Source organism: Anaeromicrobium sediminis, assembly GCF_002270055.1.
GTDB lineage: Bacteria > Bacillota > Clostridia > Peptostreptococcales > Thermotaleaceae > Anaeromicrobium > Anaeromicrobium sediminis.
Genome location: NZ_NIBG01000007.1, coordinates 26,839 through 44,737 on the forward strand (window position 1 = coordinate 26,839; position 17,899 = coordinate 44,737).

The 17,899-nt window shown below is 32.3% G+C and carries 18 protein-coding genes, 2 tRNA genes and 1 other annotated feature; of the genes, 3 read left to right on the forward strand and 17 right to left on the reverse strand.

All coding sequences use genetic code 11. The features are described from left to right. Positions 1–164: 164 nt before the first annotated feature. The 16 genes from thrS to CCE28_RS09545 form a co-directional block, all read right to left on the reverse strand. A complete protein-coding gene (thrS, locus tag CCE28_RS09470; protein ID WP_095133317.1) occupies positions 165–2,078 on the reverse strand; it encodes a threonine--tRNA ligase in 1,914 nt (637 codons plus the stop codon). A gap of 241 nt (positions 2,079–2,319) precedes the next feature. Then, positions 2,320–2,536 (reverse strand) — a binding site (T-box leader). A 69-nt stretch (positions 2,537–2,605) separates the two neighbouring features. Further along, entirely contained in the window at positions 2,606–3,211 is a 606-nt protein-coding gene (locus tag CCE28_RS09475) for a DUF445 domain-containing protein (protein WP_278277538.1), read from the reverse strand. 232 nt (positions 3,212–3,443) lie between these two features. Then, a complete protein-coding gene (gene ytxC, locus CCE28_RS09480; protein WP_095133320.1) occupies positions 3,444–4,340 on the reverse strand; it encodes a putative sporulation protein YtxC in 897 nt (298 codons plus the stop codon). Between the two features lie 64 nt (positions 4,341–4,404). Continuing rightward, the gene (locus CCE28_RS09485; RefSeq protein WP_242972948.1) at positions 4,405–5,112 is read right to left on the reverse strand and encodes a DUF6873 family GME fold protein; all 708 of its coding nucleotides are present in this window, start codon (positions 5,110–5,112) and stop codon (positions 4,405–4,407) included. Positions 5,113–5,173: 61 nt separating this feature from the next. Then, positions 5,174–5,710: a helix-turn-helix domain-containing protein gene (locus tag CCE28_RS09490; RefSeq protein ID WP_095133323.1), complete on the reverse strand. Its 537-nt coding sequence runs from the start codon at positions 5,708–5,710 to the stop codon at positions 5,174–5,176. A 340-nt stretch (positions 5,711–6,050) separates the two neighbouring features. After that, the gene (locus CCE28_RS09495; protein WP_095133325.1) at positions 6,051–6,308 is read right to left on the reverse strand and encodes a hypothetical protein; all 258 of its coding nucleotides are present in this window, start codon (positions 6,306–6,308) and stop codon (positions 6,051–6,053) included. 2 nt (positions 6,309–6,310) lie between these two features. After that, positions 6,311–6,589 carry a NifU family protein gene (locus tag CCE28_RS09500; RefSeq protein ID WP_095133327.1) on the reverse strand — a complete coding sequence of 93 codons (279 nt, stop codon included), beginning with the start codon at positions 6,587–6,589 and terminating at the stop codon, positions 6,311–6,313. Between the two features lie 105 nt (positions 6,590–6,694). Continuing rightward, positions 6,695–7,993 carry an acetyl-CoA hydrolase/transferase family protein gene (locus CCE28_RS09505; protein WP_330396837.1) on the reverse strand — a complete coding sequence of 433 codons (1,299 nt, stop codon included), beginning with the start codon at positions 7,991–7,993 and terminating at the stop codon, positions 6,695–6,697. A 39-nt stretch (positions 7,994–8,032) separates the two neighbouring features. Then, positions 8,033–9,409 carry a hypothetical protein gene (locus tag CCE28_RS09510; protein ID WP_095133330.1) on the reverse strand — a complete coding sequence of 459 codons (1,377 nt, stop codon included), beginning with the start codon at positions 9,407–9,409 and terminating at the stop codon, positions 8,033–8,035. 67 nt (positions 9,410–9,476) lie between these two features. Next, positions 9,477–10,973 carry a 4-hydroxyphenylacetate 3-hydroxylase family protein gene (locus CCE28_RS09515; protein ID WP_095133331.1) on the reverse strand — a complete coding sequence of 499 codons (1,497 nt, stop codon included), beginning with the start codon at positions 10,971–10,973 and terminating at the stop codon, positions 9,477–9,479. A 338-nt stretch (positions 10,974–11,311) separates the two neighbouring features. After that, the gene (locus tag CCE28_RS09520; protein ID WP_176461751.1) at positions 11,312–13,039 is read right to left on the reverse strand and encodes a sigma-54-dependent Fis family transcriptional regulator; all 1,728 of its coding nucleotides are present in this window, start codon (positions 13,037–13,039) and stop codon (positions 11,312–11,314) included. A gap of 223 nt (positions 13,040–13,262) precedes the next feature. Then, positions 13,263–13,337 (reverse strand) — tRNA-Cys (locus tag CCE28_RS09525). Between the two features lie 11 nt (positions 13,338–13,348). After that, positions 13,349–13,424, reverse strand: a tRNA-Phe gene (locus CCE28_RS09530). Positions 13,425–13,540: 116 nt separating this feature from the next. Then, positions 13,541–14,425: an Hsp33 family molecular chaperone HslO gene (gene hslO, locus CCE28_RS09535; RefSeq protein ID WP_095133336.1), complete on the reverse strand. Its 885-nt coding sequence runs from the start codon at positions 14,423–14,425 to the stop codon at positions 13,541–13,543. A gap of 37 nt (positions 14,426–14,462) precedes the next feature. Then, entirely contained in the window at positions 14,463–15,200 is a 738-nt protein-coding gene (locus tag CCE28_RS09540) for a class I SAM-dependent DNA methyltransferase (RefSeq protein WP_095133339.1), read from the reverse strand. A gap of 12 nt (positions 15,201–15,212) precedes the next feature. After that, entirely contained in the window at positions 15,213–15,944 is a 732-nt protein-coding gene (locus tag CCE28_RS09545) for an SIR2 family NAD-dependent protein deacylase (RefSeq protein ID WP_095133340.1), read from the reverse strand. Positions 15,945–16,161: 217 nt separating this feature from the next. Between CCE28_RS09545 and CCE28_RS09550 the strand changes: the two genes are divergently transcribed. The 3 genes from CCE28_RS09550 (at position 16,162) to CCE28_RS09560 (ending at position 17,522) form a co-directional block, all read left to right on the forward strand. Beyond that, the gene (locus CCE28_RS09550; RefSeq protein ID WP_176461752.1) at positions 16,162–16,515 is read left to right on the forward strand and encodes a DM9 repeat-containing protein; all 354 of its coding nucleotides are present in this window, start codon (positions 16,162–16,164) and stop codon (positions 16,513–16,515) included. Positions 16,516–16,613: 98 nt separating this feature from the next. Further along, the gene (locus tag CCE28_RS09555) at positions 16,614–16,823 is read left to right on the forward strand and encodes a DM9 repeat-containing protein (protein WP_095133343.1); all 210 of its coding nucleotides are present in this window, start codon (positions 16,614–16,616) and stop codon (positions 16,821–16,823) included. Positions 16,824–17,093: 270 nt separating this feature from the next. After that, a complete protein-coding gene (locus tag CCE28_RS09560) occupies positions 17,094–17,522 on the forward strand; it encodes a CBS domain-containing protein (protein ID WP_095133345.1) in 429 nt (142 codons plus the stop codon). 136 nt (positions 17,523–17,658) lie between these two features. Here the strand turns inward: CCE28_RS09560 and CCE28_RS09565 are convergent, their stop codons facing one another. After that, positions 17,659–17,883, reverse strand: coding sequence for a small, acid-soluble spore protein, alpha/beta type (locus tag CCE28_RS09565; RefSeq protein WP_095133346.1), 225 nt, complete (start codon positions 17,881–17,883; stop codon positions 17,659–17,661). Positions 17,884–17,899: the final 16 nt, after the last annotated feature.

A 17,899-nucleotide genomic window follows, 5' to 3' on the forward strand; every position in this document is an offset into this window, starting at 1 on the left:
GTGCTGAAACCGAGAGAGCGCAGCGTATATACACGTACGTAAGGGTTCTTAGTTGAAGCAACAACGAAGAAATTCAGGTTTGTCAACAGCCTAAGAGAAGGGCTTTAAGCCCTTCCTTTTAGTTTGCTAAAAAAATAGAAGAGCACTAGGCCCTTCTATTCATATTATAAATTTATTCTCTTTTCTTTAACTTCATTCTTCAATTCTTTAACGAAAGAATCCACACCTTGAGCTCCTAATTCACCCTTATCTCTAGAACGAACAGAAATAGTATTTCCTTCTACTTCCTTCTCTCCTATAATAATCATGTACGGAACCTTCTCTAATTGAGCTTCTCTGATTTTGTATCCAATCTTTTCGTTTCTTTCATCTATCTCAACTCTAATTCCTTCTTCAGCCATTTTAGCAACTACTTCCTTAGCATAATCACTAAACTTATCTGCTATAGGAAGTACCTTAACTTGTACTGGCGCTAACCATGCTGGGAACTTTCCTGCAAAGTGCTCGATTAAGATACCAATGAATCTTTCAATACTTCCAAAGATTACTCTGTGTACCATAACTGGTCTGTGCTTTTCTCCATCCTTACCTACGTAAGTTAAGTCAAATCTTTGTGGCATTTGGAAGTCTAATTGGATAGTTCCACATTGCCATGTTCTTCCGATGCAATCTTCTAAGTGGAAGTCTATCTTAGGTCCGTAGAATGCTCCATCACCTTCATTTACAATATAATCAATATCCATAGAATCTAAGGCTTTTTTAAGTGAAGTAGTAGCTAAGTCCCATTCTTCATCACTACCCATTGAATCTTCTGGTCTAGTAGATAACTCCACATGATACTTAAATCCAAATACTTCATATACAGAATCAATAAATCTAATTAAGTTTTTAATTTCTGATTCTATTTGTTCTGGTAACATGAATATATGAGCATCATCTTGTGTAAAGTTTCTAACTCTCATAAGGCCATGAAGTGCTCCTGATAATTCGTGTCTGTGTACTAATCCTAATTCTCCCATTCTGATTGGGAAATCTCTATAACTACGCATCTTAGTTTTGTAAACTAACATTCCACCTGGACAATTCATAGGCTTTACAGCAAAATCTTGACCATCGATCTTAGTTGTATACATATTTTCCTTATAGTGATCCCAGTGACCAGAAGTATGCCATAATTGTTCATTTAATATGATAGGAGTCTTAATCTCCACATACCCCTCTTTTGTATGTTCACTTCTCCAGAAATTCTCTAGTATATTTCTAAGAACCATTCCCTTTGGATGGAAGAACGGGAATCCTGGACCTTCAGGTTGAATGCTAAATAAATCTAATTCTTTACCTAATTTTCTATGATCTCTCTTCTTAGCTTCTTCTAATCTGTGTATATATTCATCTAATAGCTTTTGCTTAGGGAATGATGTTCCATAGATTCTTTGAAGCATCTTGTTTTTCTCATCACCTCTCCAGTAAGCACCAGCTAAGCTTAGTAATTTAATTCCCTTTACAGGCTTAGTAGTTTGAATGTGAGGCCCTGCACAAAGGTCTACAAACTCTCCTTGCTTATAGAATGAAATAACACTATCTTCTGGTAGGTCTTCAATTAACTCTACTTTGTAATCTTCCTTATGTTCCTTCATAAGGGCTATAGCTTCTTCCCTTGGAAGTTCAAATCTTTCTATTTGAAGATTTTCTGATACAATCTTTTTCATTTCCTTTTCGATTTTTTCAAGATCTTCTTCTGTAAATCTGTGTTCACAATCAATGTCATAATAGAATCCATTTTCTATGGCTGGTCCTATAGCTAACTTTGCTTCTGGGTATAATCTCTTAACAGCTTGTGCTAATATGTGTGAACTTGTATGTCTAAATATATCTTGTCCTGCTCTATTCTCAAACTTTAATATGTTTAGTTCACAGTCCTCTTCTATTTTATAGTCAAGTCCCACAACCTTATTATTTACTTCAGCACCCATTGCCTCCTTAGCTAATCTACCACTTATAGATTTAGCTATTTCATATACACTAGTTCCCTTTTCATACTCCTTTACGGAACCATCTTTAAGATGTAACTTTATCATCTTTAACCCTCCTCAAAATTTATATGTAATTTTTTTATCCAAATAAAAAACTCATACTTCGTATGATTCGTTATGGAACCCTATGGTTCCCTTCGACGATTGCTTTCGCAATCTGAACACCCTCCTTTAAAGAGGCAGGGGAATTCTTCCCCTACAACCCCTTCGTTTTTTACTTATCTGCTATTATAAAAATTTATAATTTCCTGATAAATAAAAAACTCCCGTCCCTTATATTTAAATATAAAGGGACGAGAGATTGATCTCGCGGTTCCACCCAATTTGATTTCTCCACTTTGGAGGCTTTAACGCAGCCTCTACGAATCTTTTTTCATATTACACTACTAAAAGATAGCTCACAGCTAGTTTTCCCATATCCATAATTAAAGAATGCTTTCAGCCCATGACACTCTATCTCTGATAACTGGGTTTATGGTAATTTTTCTGATCATAGCTTTAATATTTTTAGTTTTTACTTATTATATGAATATTTTTATCTTTTGTCAATAAGATTATACATTTTTTTCTAATTAAAAAGCGAGTATTATTAAACCTTGTACTATACCAATCATTCCACCTAATATTCCGCCTAATATTTCTATGTGTTTTAATTCCTTTTTAGCTATAGTCATTACTATTTCTTCTAGCTTAGGCAGTGGAAAATCATTTATCTTTTCTTCTATTATTTCATTGATTTTAACATTATCTATGGCCTTTTCCACAAGTTCATTCATTATATCCTCTAAAGCTGCATTTCCTTCTTTTTCAATTACATCTTCTATATATTCTTGTACCATACCTTTAAAAGGAGTTGGTATGAAAGGAGGCATCTTCTTTTCTATTATGCCATTGATCTTTACTTTTATAGTATTTATTATTTCCTCTTTATTAGCTTGTGATAGTATTTTATCTATAAGTTCTTCCATAGATAACAATTCTTTTTCTATCATTTCCCCTACACTTTTAGCTATTTCACTTTGCCTTTTAGGAATTACACCTTGAAAATAACTATTAGTTAGTGGAATTTTAACAGGCTCTAGTGGCCTGAATATTAACTTTATTGCTAAAATATTAGTAACCCAACCTATCATAGCTCCTATGGTAGTTAAAATTAACAGCTTAATCCAAAACAACAACTTTCACCTCTTGTCTATTTAGGCTCGTGAAAGAAAATAATAAGTCAAGATGCGAAGTAATTTTGATTTCTAACAAGACGCTGAATCATGAGTTTACTGAAGTAAATGATTGATTCAGTAACGAAGTTAGAAATCAAAAGAACGAGTAGATCGACTTTTTATTTTTTTGAACGTGCCTTACTTTCAAACTGTTATTTAGTATACCATAGTTGTAGGTTATTCTCAATATTAACTACTCTTTAATAGCATTCTTTATATTCATACACATTTTACATCCCGAACAGATTTGCACCTTTCCTGAAAATACTTTCTTAATAGTATTTATTATTTCCTTTTTAGTTATATTGTGAGATGGATGTATTATAATCTTATTAGGAGCTAAAGTTATCAATGAACTAATCAATAAGTCATCATATCCTATTTCCTTATCTGTCATTTCATTTGCCAACTCTTCTAAGTACTCATCATTTATTAGCCTATTATTATGGTCATATATATAATATTTCCCATGGACATTCATGAATACATTTACCAAATCTATCTTTGCATCTTGTATTTCAACAAAATATTTTAACAATTTTATAAACTCATTGTATTCCTTCTCCATTAAATAATCGCCTATGGCCTTATCTATCTTGTATTCTACCTCATTTGTAAATTCTCTTAATCTAAATCTTATAAATCCTTCAATATCAATGAAAGATGAACTTTTTAAATATCTCATTATAGGTTTAAATATGACACTTTTCAGTTTTCTTTTATTTGTTTCACTTACATCTTGCTCACCTAAGTTTACATAATGACTTAATATGGAATTTAGCTCATAGGGACTAAAATAAAAGTATTCTTTTTCTAAAATTTTCTTCGCCATTGAAATTTCATATTTATCCAATATCATATCAGATAACCCATTAGTTATTTCACACTTCAATCTATTTTCTGCGTACTCTATATAATCCTTATCAGTTATATTGTCACTCAACTTATAATCAATAACTACTTTCCCATTATTTGCTGATATATCCTCATCTATATTTATACCTTCCCTCCCAAGTAGGTTCAGCTCTTTTTTTAATCTTTCTCTTATATCTTTAGTGTATTCGTATAATAATATAGTTAATATAACCATAGATTCACTCCTTCCTACAGCATAACTGTAATTTGTAACAAGAAGTGATATTCAAAATGTTTGTTTAATCAAAGATAAATATAGTGCCCAAATCAATTAAGTTTTCTTTACTTAAAAACAAAGGCTCTATTTCATACTTTTTTAAAAAGTCTAATATCTTAATTTCATCAGGATGATTTGACAAAGTTCCTGTAAAAAGCAACTGTTTATTGTTCATATTAGCTGTACATCCTCCTATAAATCCATAATCTAACCCTTTTAAACTTATATGCCCAGCATTTATTAACAATACGTCAATATCATGGCCTTTTAGGCTATTTGCAATACCTTGGTCAGAAGTTATTATAGCCTTTTCATTTACAATACATATTGAACATTTTGAATATCCCTGTTTAACATTTATAAGCTCTACATTTTCTTTTTTTAAGTGATCTAATATTAATTTATCTGTATATTCAAAGTTATGTATAGCATATCTTCCAACTCTTGCTACATTATATGCAATGTCATAGGGATAGTTACTTTTTAAAAATGCGCTTCCTTTTATAGGGTTAATTTGATTTTTACAAAGTTCCTCCTTTATGAAATCATAAATATTTGGTGCTACTATAATATTAGTATTATCAACTTTGTAACTTAATATATCCACATGAAAAGATATTGCTTCATATAATTCTTTACACTTTGGAGTTTTTATAGCTTTTATGTTTAATTTTTCTAGATTTTTAATTATTTCTACAGATGCTCGTCCATCAATTAAAGCTTTTTTCATCATATCACCATCTTTTATTTTTTTATTTCCTAAAAATTAAAGTAGACTAAAAATAGTCTACTTATTTTACAAAATACCAATGACTTATGGATTTTTCATTTATTGGATTTCTATGTTTATGTTCTACAAGTTTATTTACTAATACAGTATCACCTTCATTGAGCAAATAAGTTTCTTCCCCCACCATAACTTCTAATTGCCCTTTTATAACTACTCCAAATTCATCCATATTATGTTCCCAAGCTTTATTACTGAATTCTGTTTTTGCCTCAAGGGTAACAGCATAAGCATCAAATTTATCCTTGTCCCTTATTAAGGCCTCATATTTTATTTTTTCCTTTTCATCATAATACATTTTCTTTCTTTCGTCTTTTCTAGTTATGATGATCTTTTCTTCTTCCTGAGATTCCATTATTAACTCTACTAGACTAATCTCTAATGCTTGACATATGGTATGTAGATTTGCTAACGAAGGACTAGTCAAGTCCCTTTCTAAGTTAGAAATGTAACCTATAGATAAGCTTGTAAGATTTGCTAACTCCCTTATTGTGAGTTTTCTTTCATTTCTAAAGCAGTTTATTTTCTCACCAATTTTCATTTACTCACCTCAACAACTCCGTCTTGAATTATTAGAGTTTTATTCATTCAAAATTCCAATAATTCTCTTTAATTATAATGTATATCTATCCTATAAGAAAGTCCCTATTGAAATATTGGTGTAAATTAAGTAGGCTTTAAAGTTTTTTCTAAAAAAAAAAAGACTTTGTGAAAGAAATATTACCTTCATGTCGGGGAGACATAATAAGGCTCAAATAATTACTCTTTTCACAAAGTTTATTAGGATGAATTTTGTTCACTTTCATGAACTATCTAAATTATAATACTTTACCCGTTCTCTGTCTATAGTTTTTTTGTATTTTTTTCCATTATTTTTATAATTAATTTTTTAGCTTTTTTATCATTTCATCGTACTGTTTAATGTCTACAAATAGTATGATTTCTCTCTTATATTTTAAGTTTTTATACTCAGCGCAACAATTAGTACACCCACCTAATACGACTATATAATCATACCTAGTTTCTTCCGTAGCCAACTCTATATTAGCCCCTTCTAAGTCAATCTTCATCCTGTTAAAGACATTTTTTCTTTCGTATCTAGGATTACATCCACCACAAAACTTTATCCCTATGTTCAATATTATTCACCTTTTCTCAATATTTTCTTTGCCATGTCTAACAGCTCACTACTTACTTCCTGAACTAGTTCTACCTTTTCAATAGAAGGAATTTCATTTTGAAGACTAGCTAAAACCACATCTTCAATAGTAAATCTAGCTGAAGGACATCCACTACATGCACCTAGTAGCTTCACATATACCACATTGTCCTTCACATCAACCAAGCTTATATCTCCATAATGCTTAGCCAATTGTGGTCTTATGATTTCTTCCATAACTTTTAATACTTTTTCTTTCATAATTATCAACTCCACTTTTAATTTAAAAGACATTTTTCCAAGGAAACATTTTTAAAGACGGTTAGTTATATAATATCATACAACTAACCGCCCTCTATATTCTAACTAAAATTTACAATTAAATCTATCTTCATATACTTTTATAAGCTCTCCTCTAAAGTCTGGATGAGCTATTTCTATTAAAGCCTTAGCTCTAGCCTTTAGTGTCTTCCCTCTTAAATCAGCCACACCATATTCAGTTACCACATAATGTACATCATTACGAGATGTAGTTATGGCAGAACCTTCATCTAATAGAGGTACTATACGAGATAATTTTCCTCTAGCGGCAGTAGAAGGCATAGCTATTATAGACTTACCGCCCTTAGCCATAGCTGCTCCACGTACATAATCTACTTGACCACCTACACCACTAAACTGGTTAAGACCTATAGATTCTGACGCTACCTGACCCATAAAGTCTACTTGTAGGCAAGAGTTTATAGATATAATGTTATCATTTTCCATTACTGTGCGTGGATGATTAACATAATCAACTGGATGCATTGCCACAGATGGGTTATTGTCAACAAAGTCATATAATCTCTTAGAACCCATTAAGAATGTAACTACCATTTTATCTTTGTTTATAGACTTTTTCTTGTTAGTTATAACTCCTGCTTCTATTAACTCAACAACACCGTCTGAGAACATTTCAGAGTGTATACCTAAGTCCTTTTTATCCTTTAAGAAAAGAAGTACCGCATCAGGAATAGCTCCTATTCCTAATTGAAGTGTATCTCCATCATTTATTAATGAAGCACAATTCTCTCCGATAGCCTTCTCTACATCTCCTATTTTTGGTGCTGGAAGTTCTGGTAAATCATAAGAAACTTCTACAATATGATCTATTTCTGAAATATGGATAAAAGAATCACCCATAGTTCTTGGCATTTTATCATTGATTTCAGCAATTACTATTTTAGCTTCTTCCGCAGCTGGCTTAGTATAATCTACAGATAATCCAAAACTACAATATCCATGTTCATCTGGCTTACTTACTTGAATTAAAGCCACATCTACAGGCATTTGTCCTTCTCTAAATAATCTTGGTATCTCATGGAAGAAACAAGGTGTATAATCAGCACGATGAGCTTGAACAGCTTTTCTAGCTCCTCCACCTACGAATAGGGCATTATGTATAAAGTGTTTTTCCATACCTTCTGCAGCATATTCACTTTTTCCTAAAGAAAACATATGTGAAATTTCTACATTTTCATAGGCATCTTTATTTTCTACCATAGCTTTAACTAAAGTTACTGGCTCTGCTATAGCATGACCTAAAATTACTCTGTCATTAGATTTTATATATCCTACAGCTTCCTCTGCCGTAGTAAGTTTGCTCTCATAAAGTTCTTTCCACATTATTAATCACCTCATTAATAAATTAAATCCTATTTTAAATTAATTAACCTCTTTGCCTTCTTCTTTATTATCAAATATGTACACATCGTATTTTGAATCATTACCTAAGTTTATAAGTAAGCATAGTATTATTCCTGAAACTAGCCCCCAAGCTGCTCCCCTAGTTGCTAGAATAGCTCCCATAACTCCAGCTATTCCTAAATCATTAAATGTTTTAGCCTTCATAACACCTACCCTAACAGATACATATCCTTGGATAAGCATGGTAGAAGCTAACGCTATTCCAAGTATAGGTTTACATAAGGTAACTATAGGTAATATTAAGTAACCTGTCAAAGTTCCAAATCTAAAGGATCCAGCCCCTCCATTTATAGAGTCCATAGCTTTTCTACCTTGCTTATATCTTTCACATATTACAACTTGCATTGCAGCCCAAAGTGGTCCACACATGGTTATATCAGGTCCGAATATAGACATTATTGAGTTTCTAATACCAAATATTAAATGAGATCTATTAGGATTATAATCTATAAGTTCATCTTTTCTTACCTTTTGAGCATCTTCAATCAAAGCCTGTGCTTGTATCATATCCCCAAACAATACTATATAAGCTGATAAAACCATTGGAATACTCTCTATATACATGGATATAGGAGGGAAACCAATACCAAATATAGTCCATTCTTTAAACAGTGTAGAGAAAGCAGGCTTTGTTATTCCCCATTCTACATTTGGCCAAGGAACTTCTCCAACTAAAGGCCCTACCACAATAGCTAATAGAACTACCGGTAATATCCCCACATTAGAAACTAACTTTAAGAAACTATTATTATCTCTTTTACTTTTAAAGTGGTTAGAGAAAAGCAAGTAAAATCCTAAACCAATACATATGATTATAGATAGGGGATAACTATCAAATCTAGCTCCCTTTTTAAATATAATCATGGTAGCCGCAAAACCAGCTCCTAATATAATTCCAGATTGCATTGCATTTGGTACTATAGATATAATCTTTTTGCCAAGTCCTGTTATACCAAGTACAATGGCAAGTATGCCTAGACTCATTTCAAAAGCTATAAGCGCATGAATTCTTTCAACACCCATTTCAAATTGACTTACATGGAGTATTAAAAGAGGTATTGCTGGAGTTACCCATCCTGGTACTACAGGATCTCCTAAAAATACATGTGCACAATATAATAGTCCATTTAGTAATACTATTGCCATAGCCACTTCAAAGGGCATCCCCATATACTCTTGAAGCATAGGAATAGCTCCTAAACATACTGCACACATTAAAAGTCCTTGAATATAATCTGCCCATTCAAACCTGTAGTGAATAAAAGGTACCCTTACCTTAAAAGGTCCTGCTTTAATAAAAGGTTGTTCTTTGCCAAACTCTCGTTTAATAGACATATTCCCAATCCCCCTTATATTGTAAGGGTGTGCCAAAACCCCCATTTTGGACACACCCCTATTTAGTTTACTTCTCTACAGATGAAGCAGCTTCTCTTTTTGCAATTGATTCTTCGTCTACTCTAGCAAGTTTTCTTGCTAAGTTCTTCTTATGTTCTAAGTTTCCTTGTCTAGCAATCATAATTCTTTGTGCTTGCGGTGAACCTGCACCATGCATAGACTCTGTTCTGTATCCAACAGCAGCAGAACCTAAAGTCATGTTTTCGATTAATCTTAACACTCTCATTCTGTGCTCAGTTGGAACTGAATCTACTCCCTTGAAGTACTTTTCACAGATAGGTCCTATTTCTGGATGTTTAAAGTCTTTTTCAGATGGCATAGTTACCATTAAACCACCAGCAATATCTTCTGCTAATCTAGTTATTTCATATGGGAATCTTGTTACATTTTGCTTACAAATATTTGCTAATAATAAATCTATTTGGTAGTTACCTGCTTTAGTTTCGTGTCCTTCTGCAGAACATGCTATACCACAGCAGTATAATGTTTCATTTAAGTGAGTCATTTCTATTAACTTATCCTTAATGTGAGATGCCTTTTGTGCTCCGTTCATCTCAGCAGCTAATGCAGCAGCTCCGATTAATACATCACCCACACCTACTTTACATCCACCATAACTTTGACGGTGATATCCAGCAAATCTCTCTACTAACATTCCAGCAAATTCAACTTCTCCATTTAAGAAAATTCTATCGTTTGGTACGAATACATCGTCAAATACTACTAATGCTTCCTGTCCACCAAACTCTTTATTTCCTAAATCTACATCTGCTCCATCTTCTAATTTTCTTAAATCACAAGATTGACGTCCATAGATCATGTAAAGTCCTTCTGCATTAGTTGGGATAGCAAATGCTACAGCGTAGTCTTCATCTCCCTCTCTCATTGCTATAGTTGGCATGATTAAATGCTCATGAGAGTTAATAGATCCTGTTTGATGAGCCTTAGCCCCTCTTACTACGATTCCATCTTCTCTTCTTTCTACTACTCTTAAGAAAAGATCTGGGTCTTCTTGCTTAGAAGGTGCTAATCCTCTATTTCCCTTAGGGTCAGTCATAGCTCCATCTATTACTAAGTCGTTTTCTTGAACAAACTCTAAATACTTCTTAAAGTTTTCATGGTAGTTAGTTCCATGTGCTTCGTCTACTTCAAATGTAGTACTGTATGTTGCATTGAAAGCATCCATACCAACACAGCGTTGGAAACAAGATCCAGTCTTTTGACCTAATAGTCTTAACATTTTAACTTTCTTTCTTAAGTCATCAGTACTTTGGTGTAAGTGTGTAAATCTGTTTACTTTCTTACCAGTTAAATTTGATGTAGCAGTCATTAAGTCCACATACTCTGGGTCTTGTGCTAATTCATAAGTCATAGCTACTGAATTGATTGATGGTCTAATAATTGGATGATCCACTGGATTCTCTACTAATTCTCCGAATAAGTATACCTTTGGTTTAAGTTCTCTTAAACTTTGTAAATATTGCTCTTTAGTCATTAATGCCATAAAAAACAGCCCCCTTGTATATATTTAAATTTTTTAATTTTTTTCTGATACCTTTACATCCTATCATAAATGCAAAGGGTATGCCAAAACTTTAACAATAGTTTAATATATTTTTCACTTTTTTAAAAGCTTGTATTTCAGCCAGTTTTATGCATAAAATTATTTTCATAAGGATTTTTTACTAATTTTTAGTGCCTATAAATAAAACTAGGTCGTTGCATTTTTACAACGACCTAGTTTTTATTCTTTCTATTCTTTGATGTATAAGTGTTTTATTTTTAACATACCTTCTATCCAAATAAAGTTTTTGCGTTTTTGCATCACGTTGCATTTTTACATCATTCATATTTTCCCATTTCAATATATTTTTTTCTTTTTCTTACGAAAGTGGATGCATCTACACCCAAAGCCTTTGATGCATCTCTTACATTTTTATATTTATCAAAGGATTTTTTAATTAAATCTATCTCCACTTTAGCCACAGCATCCTTTAAATGTATTATTCTATCTGAATTAAGAATATCAACTTCCTTAATATTTCTAATATTATTAGGCAAATCATTCTCGCCTATTTTATCTTTATAGCTCATTACAAAAACTCTTTCTACTATATTCTTAAGTTCTCTAACATTCCCTGGCCAATTATACTCAAATAAACATTTTATGGCATCATTGTCTAAGAACTTATTCGAATTATATTTTTCGTTTAATCCCTTTAAAAAATATTCTCCTAATGTAAATATATCCTTTTTCCTTTCCCTAAGGGGTAATATGGTTATGGGAATTACACTTAATCTATAATATAGATCTTCCCTAAACACTCCATCTTTTACCATTTCTTCTAAATTTCTATTAGTAGCAGCTAATATACGTACATTTATCTTTATAGGAATAGTTCCTCCAACCCTAGTAAATTCTTGTTCCTGTAGAACCCGTAATAGTTTCACTTGCATTTTTAAAGGAAGCTCCCCTACTTCATCTAAAAATATAGTTCCCCCATCAGCAATTTCAAACATACCCATTTTGCCTTCTTTAACAGCTCCCGTAAAAGCTCCTTTTTCATATCCAAACAATTCTGATTCTATTAAATTATCTGGAATGGCCCCACAATTTACTTTTATAAATTGATTTTCACACCTATTACTATTTTTATGTATATACTTAGCTACTTCTTCCTTTCCTACTCCCGTTTCTCCAAGTAATAAAACAGTAGTATCTACTTTAGCAACCCTTTTACAGATTTTTAAAGTATCTAGCATCTTTTCATCCTTTGCAATTAAATCAAAATCATCTATTAGCTGTAATCTCATTTCCTCTATTTCGGAAAAATATTTTTGAGCCAATTCTTTATTTTTGAGTAATTGTTCATTTAACTTAACTAACTCCGTCACATCCCGTACATTTGTAACAACCATAATAATATTGTTGTTATCATCATATATGGGTGTACTAGTTACAAGGGCCTTCTTACCCGTTTTAAACTTTTGTTCCAATGTGGTAGTTTTTCCTGTTTTTAAAACTTCCATAGTTGCAGATTCAGATATATATCCATCCTCAACTAAATCCACCATATTGTTATCTAACATTTCTTCCCTTCTTACTCCAGTTATTCTTTCGTAAGATTTATTTATTCGAAGGGTGTTAGCCTCCCCATCTGTTATGTATATACCATCATAGGAAGATTCTATTACTGCATCTAACTTCTTAGTTAATTGTTGAATTTTACTTATAGTCTCTTTAGGATTTAATAATCCTAAAACCTCATTATTGTCATCTATTACTATTAAGTTTGTTGAAATCTCATTTACATTAGTAATCTCTCTTTGCTTTATTATTAATTCTGATTCCTTACTTACTATTTTATCAATGCTCATATTCATAGAAATTTGGCTTTTTATATATCTAAGCATATGATTCTTTGTTAAAACACCTATTAATTTTTTGTCCTGATTTATTACTGGTATTAAGTCTATGTCTTCTTTTAAAAAGTAATCTATCGCTGTACCCACACTATCTTCTTTAGTTAAAATTGGAATATTAGTTTTTATACATTGGCAAACTTTCATATTCTCCACCCTTTTCATACGTATATATACAAAAGTCATAGGACCTATGATTCGTTATGGAACCCTATGGTTCCCGGAGGCGTCTGCTAACGCAATCTGAACACCCTCCTTAAAGAGGCAGGGGAATTCTTCCCCCACACCCCCTTCATTTTTTGTATATTATAAAATTTACAATTTTATAATATACAAAAAAAACCTAGTTATAACTAGGATTAATATTCATTGGAGGCGGCACCCAGATTTGAACTGGGGAATAAAGGTTTTGCAGACCTCTGCCTTACCACTTGGCTATGCCGCCCTATATTAAATTGGTGCCCAGAGGCGGAATCGAACCACCGACACGGGGATTTTCAGTCCCCTGCTCTACCGACTGAGCTATCTGGGCATTTTTTACCTTTTCCTCTGACAAATGTTATTATACCTATACTAACGTAAAAAGTCAAGGAATAAGATGGTTATTCGTTAACCTTCTATATTAGACTAACGAATAACCTAATTATCCTATTTTTTTATTTCTTCATACAATCTTGTTAAATGAACCTTATCAAAATTGTATTTAGTATTACAAAAATGACATGTAAGTTCTGCCTTTTCATCCTCTTCTATTATGGACTTTAAGTCCTTTTCTCCAATACTAATTAAAGCTCTCTCTAACTTTTCAAAACTACAATCACACTCAAAATCCACTTGAACTTTTTCTAATATTTCTATATCTAACCCTTTTAAATAAGTAGTTAATACTTTTTCAGGAGTATCTTCTTCTGATAAAACCTTAGTTATTTGAGGTGCATTTTTTAAAGCTTCCTCTATTTTAGTTATAGTTTCATCATCAGTATTAGGTAATAATTGTATAATTACTCCCCCAGCTACTTTAACTGTATAGTCTCTATCTACTAAAACCCCTAGGGCTACAGCTGATGGTTGTTGTTCTGAATTTGCAAAGTAATAAGTAAAGTCTTCTGCAATCTCACCAGATACCAGATCTGACTGTCCCACATAAGGATCTTTTAGTCCTAAATCTTTTATAACTGTCATTCTTCCTTGTGATCCAACAGCTCCACCCACATCTAACTTTCCATTGGCCTTTAGGGGAATATCCACATATGGATTACTCACATATCCCTTAACTATTCCTTTAGAATCTGATGTGGTTAATATTTGTTTAATAGGTCCATTGCCTTTTATTTGAACACTCAATTTGTTATTGTCTCCCTTTAACATAAGGCCCATTATGGATGTGGCTGTTAAAGTTCTTCCTAAAGCTGCCGTAGCTACAGGTGTTGTATTATGAAATCCTCTAGCTTTTTCTACTAAATCTGTAGTAACTGCAGCAAATACTCTTATACTCTTATTAGCTGCCACAGCCCTTACAACATAATTACTCATTTTACGTCCTCCTATTTTGTTCACACTTACCATTTATTTATCTACATATAAAACTAATTCTTTCACTTTCTTCCCTTGGATTATTAAAACTATATCCATCATATGTGTTTATAGATGAAAAACCTGCATTTTTAAGGATTTCTGTTATTTCATCTATTCTATAGGCCCTTTGGCTATGTTTTTCTTCAAACTTTCTGTATAATTCATCTTCTTTCACAAATATGGTTAAATCAAAATCGCAGATGGACTCTTCTTCATCATAATAGTTTTCCCATATATAAGATACTTCATCATAATTCTCTGCATAAGTATTATTTCCTAAGATATTTTTAAGTTTGTAATGGGAGCTAATATCAAACATGAATAGACCATCCTTTTTTATATGATTTTTCACATTAGCAAATACACCTTCTAAGTCTTCATGGTCCAATATATAATTAAATCCATCACAAACACACAAAATAGCATCTAGTTCAGTTGGCAAACTCATTTCCTTCATGTCTTGTTGAAGATAGGTAATGCTACCACTACCCTCTATACTTTTTTCCCTAGCTATAAAAAGCATATCACTGGATATATCTGTTCCCAATAAATGATATCCTCTATTTGCCAATATATTAGTTAAATTCCCTGTTCCACAAGCAAGTTCTGCCATATTCACTGGTTTAATTTGTTCTTTTTCAAAAACCTTTTCTATGTAATCTGCCCATCCAATATAATCTACATCTTCCATTAAAGTATCATATACCAGAGAAAATGCTGAGTATGCTCTCACCTAAATCTCTCCTTACTTATTTAATCTATCATAAACCGTCTTTAGGGTTTCCCCTATTTTTTCATTTATTATAATCTTAGCCTTGTAGTCATACATGGTTTCACCTAAGTTTATTATTGCTAAATTTTCACATATATTAGCCAAATAGTTAACAGGAGAAACAGATAAGGATGAACCTATAACTATTAATAGCTCACTTTTTTCAACTTCTCTCCAACCCTTGTCAAAACACTCAGGCAATCCATCACCAAACATAACTACACTAGGTCTTAGTATCCCTCCACATCTATGACACACAGGGGGCACTTGACCACTTTTCACCTTATCTTTTATATGTTCTATAACTACTTTTTCACCACAGTCAGTACAATAGCCTTCCCTTGTATTTCCATGGACTTCGTATATATTTTTAGACCCTGCTCTTTGGTGAAGATTATCTATGTTTTGAGTTATGAGTAAATCTACAAATCCCTCATTCTCCAATTTAGCTAGCATAAAATGGCCTATATTAGGTTCAGCATTTGTCATACCAGTTAAAAGTTCAAAGCCTTCTTTATAAAACTTATTTGGATTATTATATAATACATCAGTAGATAAAGCCTCCATAGGATCAATATGAGCCCACAATCCAGTAGAACTTCTAAAATCAGGTATGCCACTTTCCGTAGATATTCCAGCCCCTGTTAAAACAATAGTCTTCTTACTGTTTTTCATTAAATGGACTAACTTATCTATCTTATCCATAAAACCGCCTCCAAAACCTTATTATATATTATATATCAACATGTTTTAAATATACAAGCCGTTTTTAGGGGCAATTCATAGTCATCACCATTTGAACTTTAGAATCATATACTAATAATAGCTTAAATTATATGACTGGAAAAATGACAAAAACTTTGACATTCCAATAATTCATAAGTTCTAAATACAAACCATATTATGAAGGAGTGTGATAATCGTGAACAAATATAATTATAGGGGTAGTGGACTTAGCCCTTGGTATTGTTCTAATCCTAATAAGACCTTTCAAGGGCAGGAACAAGATCCTTTAAAACAAAAAAGTATAGTTGAAATTCCAATTTCACAAAGGGGAACGGGAGTACAATGGGTAGCTGCAAGTAAAGGTTCTATTCCTCTAGGTGCCATTACAGCAGGATATGAAGCTGATGGAACACCTTTATATGTAGCAAGAGCACATCATTCTAAAGGACTCCATATAGGAAAAATCAAACCTGTCTCTAATGGTGCAACTATTCCTATTGAGGGAGTTGAAGTGCTAACTAGTTTCTATGAAGTCCTTGTACTTACTTAAAAAAATAATTTTTTGTAACATTTTTCTTGTACATGTATATATTGTTAATGGGGAAGGGTTTAATCCTTTTTCATTAACTACAAAAGGAGGCATGAACGATGAAATGGGTAGCTATGTCTGATGGAACCATACCTGATGGTGCACTTAAATTTGGATATGAAGCTGATGGAACACCTTTATACGTGGCAAGGGCCTATTATGCTGGAGGTCTTCACCTTGGAAAAGTTAGACCAGGATTTGAAGGTGCATTAATACCTTATGCTGGAACAGAAGTAGTAGTTAAATTTTATGAAGTACTTTGCATTTAATTAATTTAAAAATATAAATTTAAGGAGTATTCATACTTTTATATAAGTGAATACTCCTTTATATTTTAATAGATTTTTAAAAAATGAATTTTTTTAATAATATTTTTAGTTTATATATAATTTTTTATGAATTACATTTTTTAATTCATGTGCTTAATAATCTCATTAATTGTATTATTTTTTAAGAATTAATAAAATTTTATTACAAATACTATTATTGATGTTCTTTATAGAGAAAAACATTACAAAATAATTAAGAGGTGATCGACTATGAATATACAAGATATAATGACTACCAATGTAGTAACTTTATGTAAAACAGATACGGTAGCAGAGGCAGCAAAATTAATGAGACAACATAGAATTGGTTCTATTCCCGTATGTGAAAATGGCAAACCAGTTGGCGTTGTAACAGATAGAGACATTGCCATAAGAGCCGTTGCAGGCGGAAAAGATAATTCTACAAAGCTTGAAGACGTCATGTCAAAATCAGTTATCATTGGTACTCCTGAAATGGATGTGGATAGAGCCAGCCAACTAATGAGTACTAACCAGATAAGAAGACTTCCTATTGTTGACAATGAAAGTATTGTAGGAATTGTTGCCCTTGGAGATGTGGCTGTTAAATCCGAACTACAACATGAAGCTGAAGAAGCTTTAAATCATATTTCTCAACCATCTAAACCAGAGATACAATAATATGATTAAATAATCTCATCTAAATTCTTCATAATAGGTGGCGTGATAACAAAATATTCACGTCACCCATTTCATTTGATTTTTTTCAATATAAAAAGGCCACGACTATGATCGTGGCCCAAAAGATAGCTTTACTCTATCCTTTAACTTCTTCTTCCTTAGGTACTTCCTTTTTTAACTTTTTCTTTCTAACGGTTATAAGACCACCAATTCTTCCCGTTTCCTTAGCAGTAAGGCCACCCCATCCAAACTGTTCTACCTTATCTAGAAGGCCTAGTTGATCTGCTATTTCATATTTCCATTTGTCTTCTATAGTTTCAATTTTTTTCTTTTTGTTTTTCATACTATTTTTCTTTGACATAGTACCCCTCCCCTCA

Excerpts from the sequence above, each read along its gene's own strand:
- thrS (WP_095133317.1), bottom strand. The coding sequence starts at position 2,078 with ATGATAAAGTTACATCTTAAAGATGGTTCCGTAAAGGAGTATGAAAAG.
- ytxC (WP_095133320.1), bottom strand. The coding sequence starts at position 4,340 with ATGGTTATATTAACTATATTATTATACGAATACACTAAAGATATAAGA.
- CCE28_RS09485 (WP_242972948.1), bottom strand. The coding sequence starts at position 5,112 with ATGAAAAAAGCTTTAATTGATGGACGAGCATCTGTAGAAATAATTAAA.
- CCE28_RS09490 (WP_095133323.1), bottom strand. The coding sequence starts at position 5,710 with ATGAAAATTGGTGAGAAAATAAACTGCTTTAGAAATGAAAGAAAACTC.
- CCE28_RS09500 (WP_095133327.1), bottom strand. The coding sequence starts at position 6,589 with ATGAAAGAAAAAGTATTAAAAGTTATGGAAGAAATCATAAGACCACAA.
- CCE28_RS09505 (WP_330396837.1), bottom strand. The coding sequence starts at position 7,993 with ATGTGGAAAGAACTTTATGAGAGCAAACTTACTACGGCAGAGGAAGCT.
- CCE28_RS09510 (WP_095133330.1), bottom strand. The coding sequence starts at position 9,409 with ATGTCTATTAAACGAGAGTTTGGCAAAGAACAACCTTTTATTAAAGCA.
- CCE28_RS09515 (WP_095133331.1), bottom strand. The coding sequence starts at position 10,973 with ATGGCATTAATGACTAAAGAGCAATATTTACAAAGTTTAAGAGAACTT.
- CCE28_RS09520 (WP_176461751.1), bottom strand. The coding sequence starts at position 13,039 with ATGAAAGTTTGCCAATGTATAAAAACTAATATTCCAATTTTAACTAAA.
- hslO (WP_095133336.1), bottom strand. The coding sequence starts at position 14,425 with ATGAGTAATTATGTTGTAAGGGCTGTGGCAGCTAATAAGAGTATAAGA.
- CCE28_RS09545 (WP_095133340.1), bottom strand. The coding sequence starts at position 15,944 with ATGGATAAGATAGATAAGTTAGTCCATTTAATGAAAAACAGTAAGAAG.
- CCE28_RS09555 (WP_095133343.1), top strand. The coding sequence starts at position 16,614 with ATGAAATGGGTAGCTATGTCTGATGGAACCATACCTGATGGTGCACTT.
- CCE28_RS09560 (WP_095133345.1), top strand. The coding sequence starts at position 17,094 with ATGAATATACAAGATATAATGACTACCAATGTAGTAACTTTATGTAAA.
- CCE28_RS09565 (WP_095133346.1), bottom strand. The coding sequence starts at position 17,883 with ATGTCAAAGAAAAATAGTATGAAAAACAAAAAGAAAAAAATTGAAACT.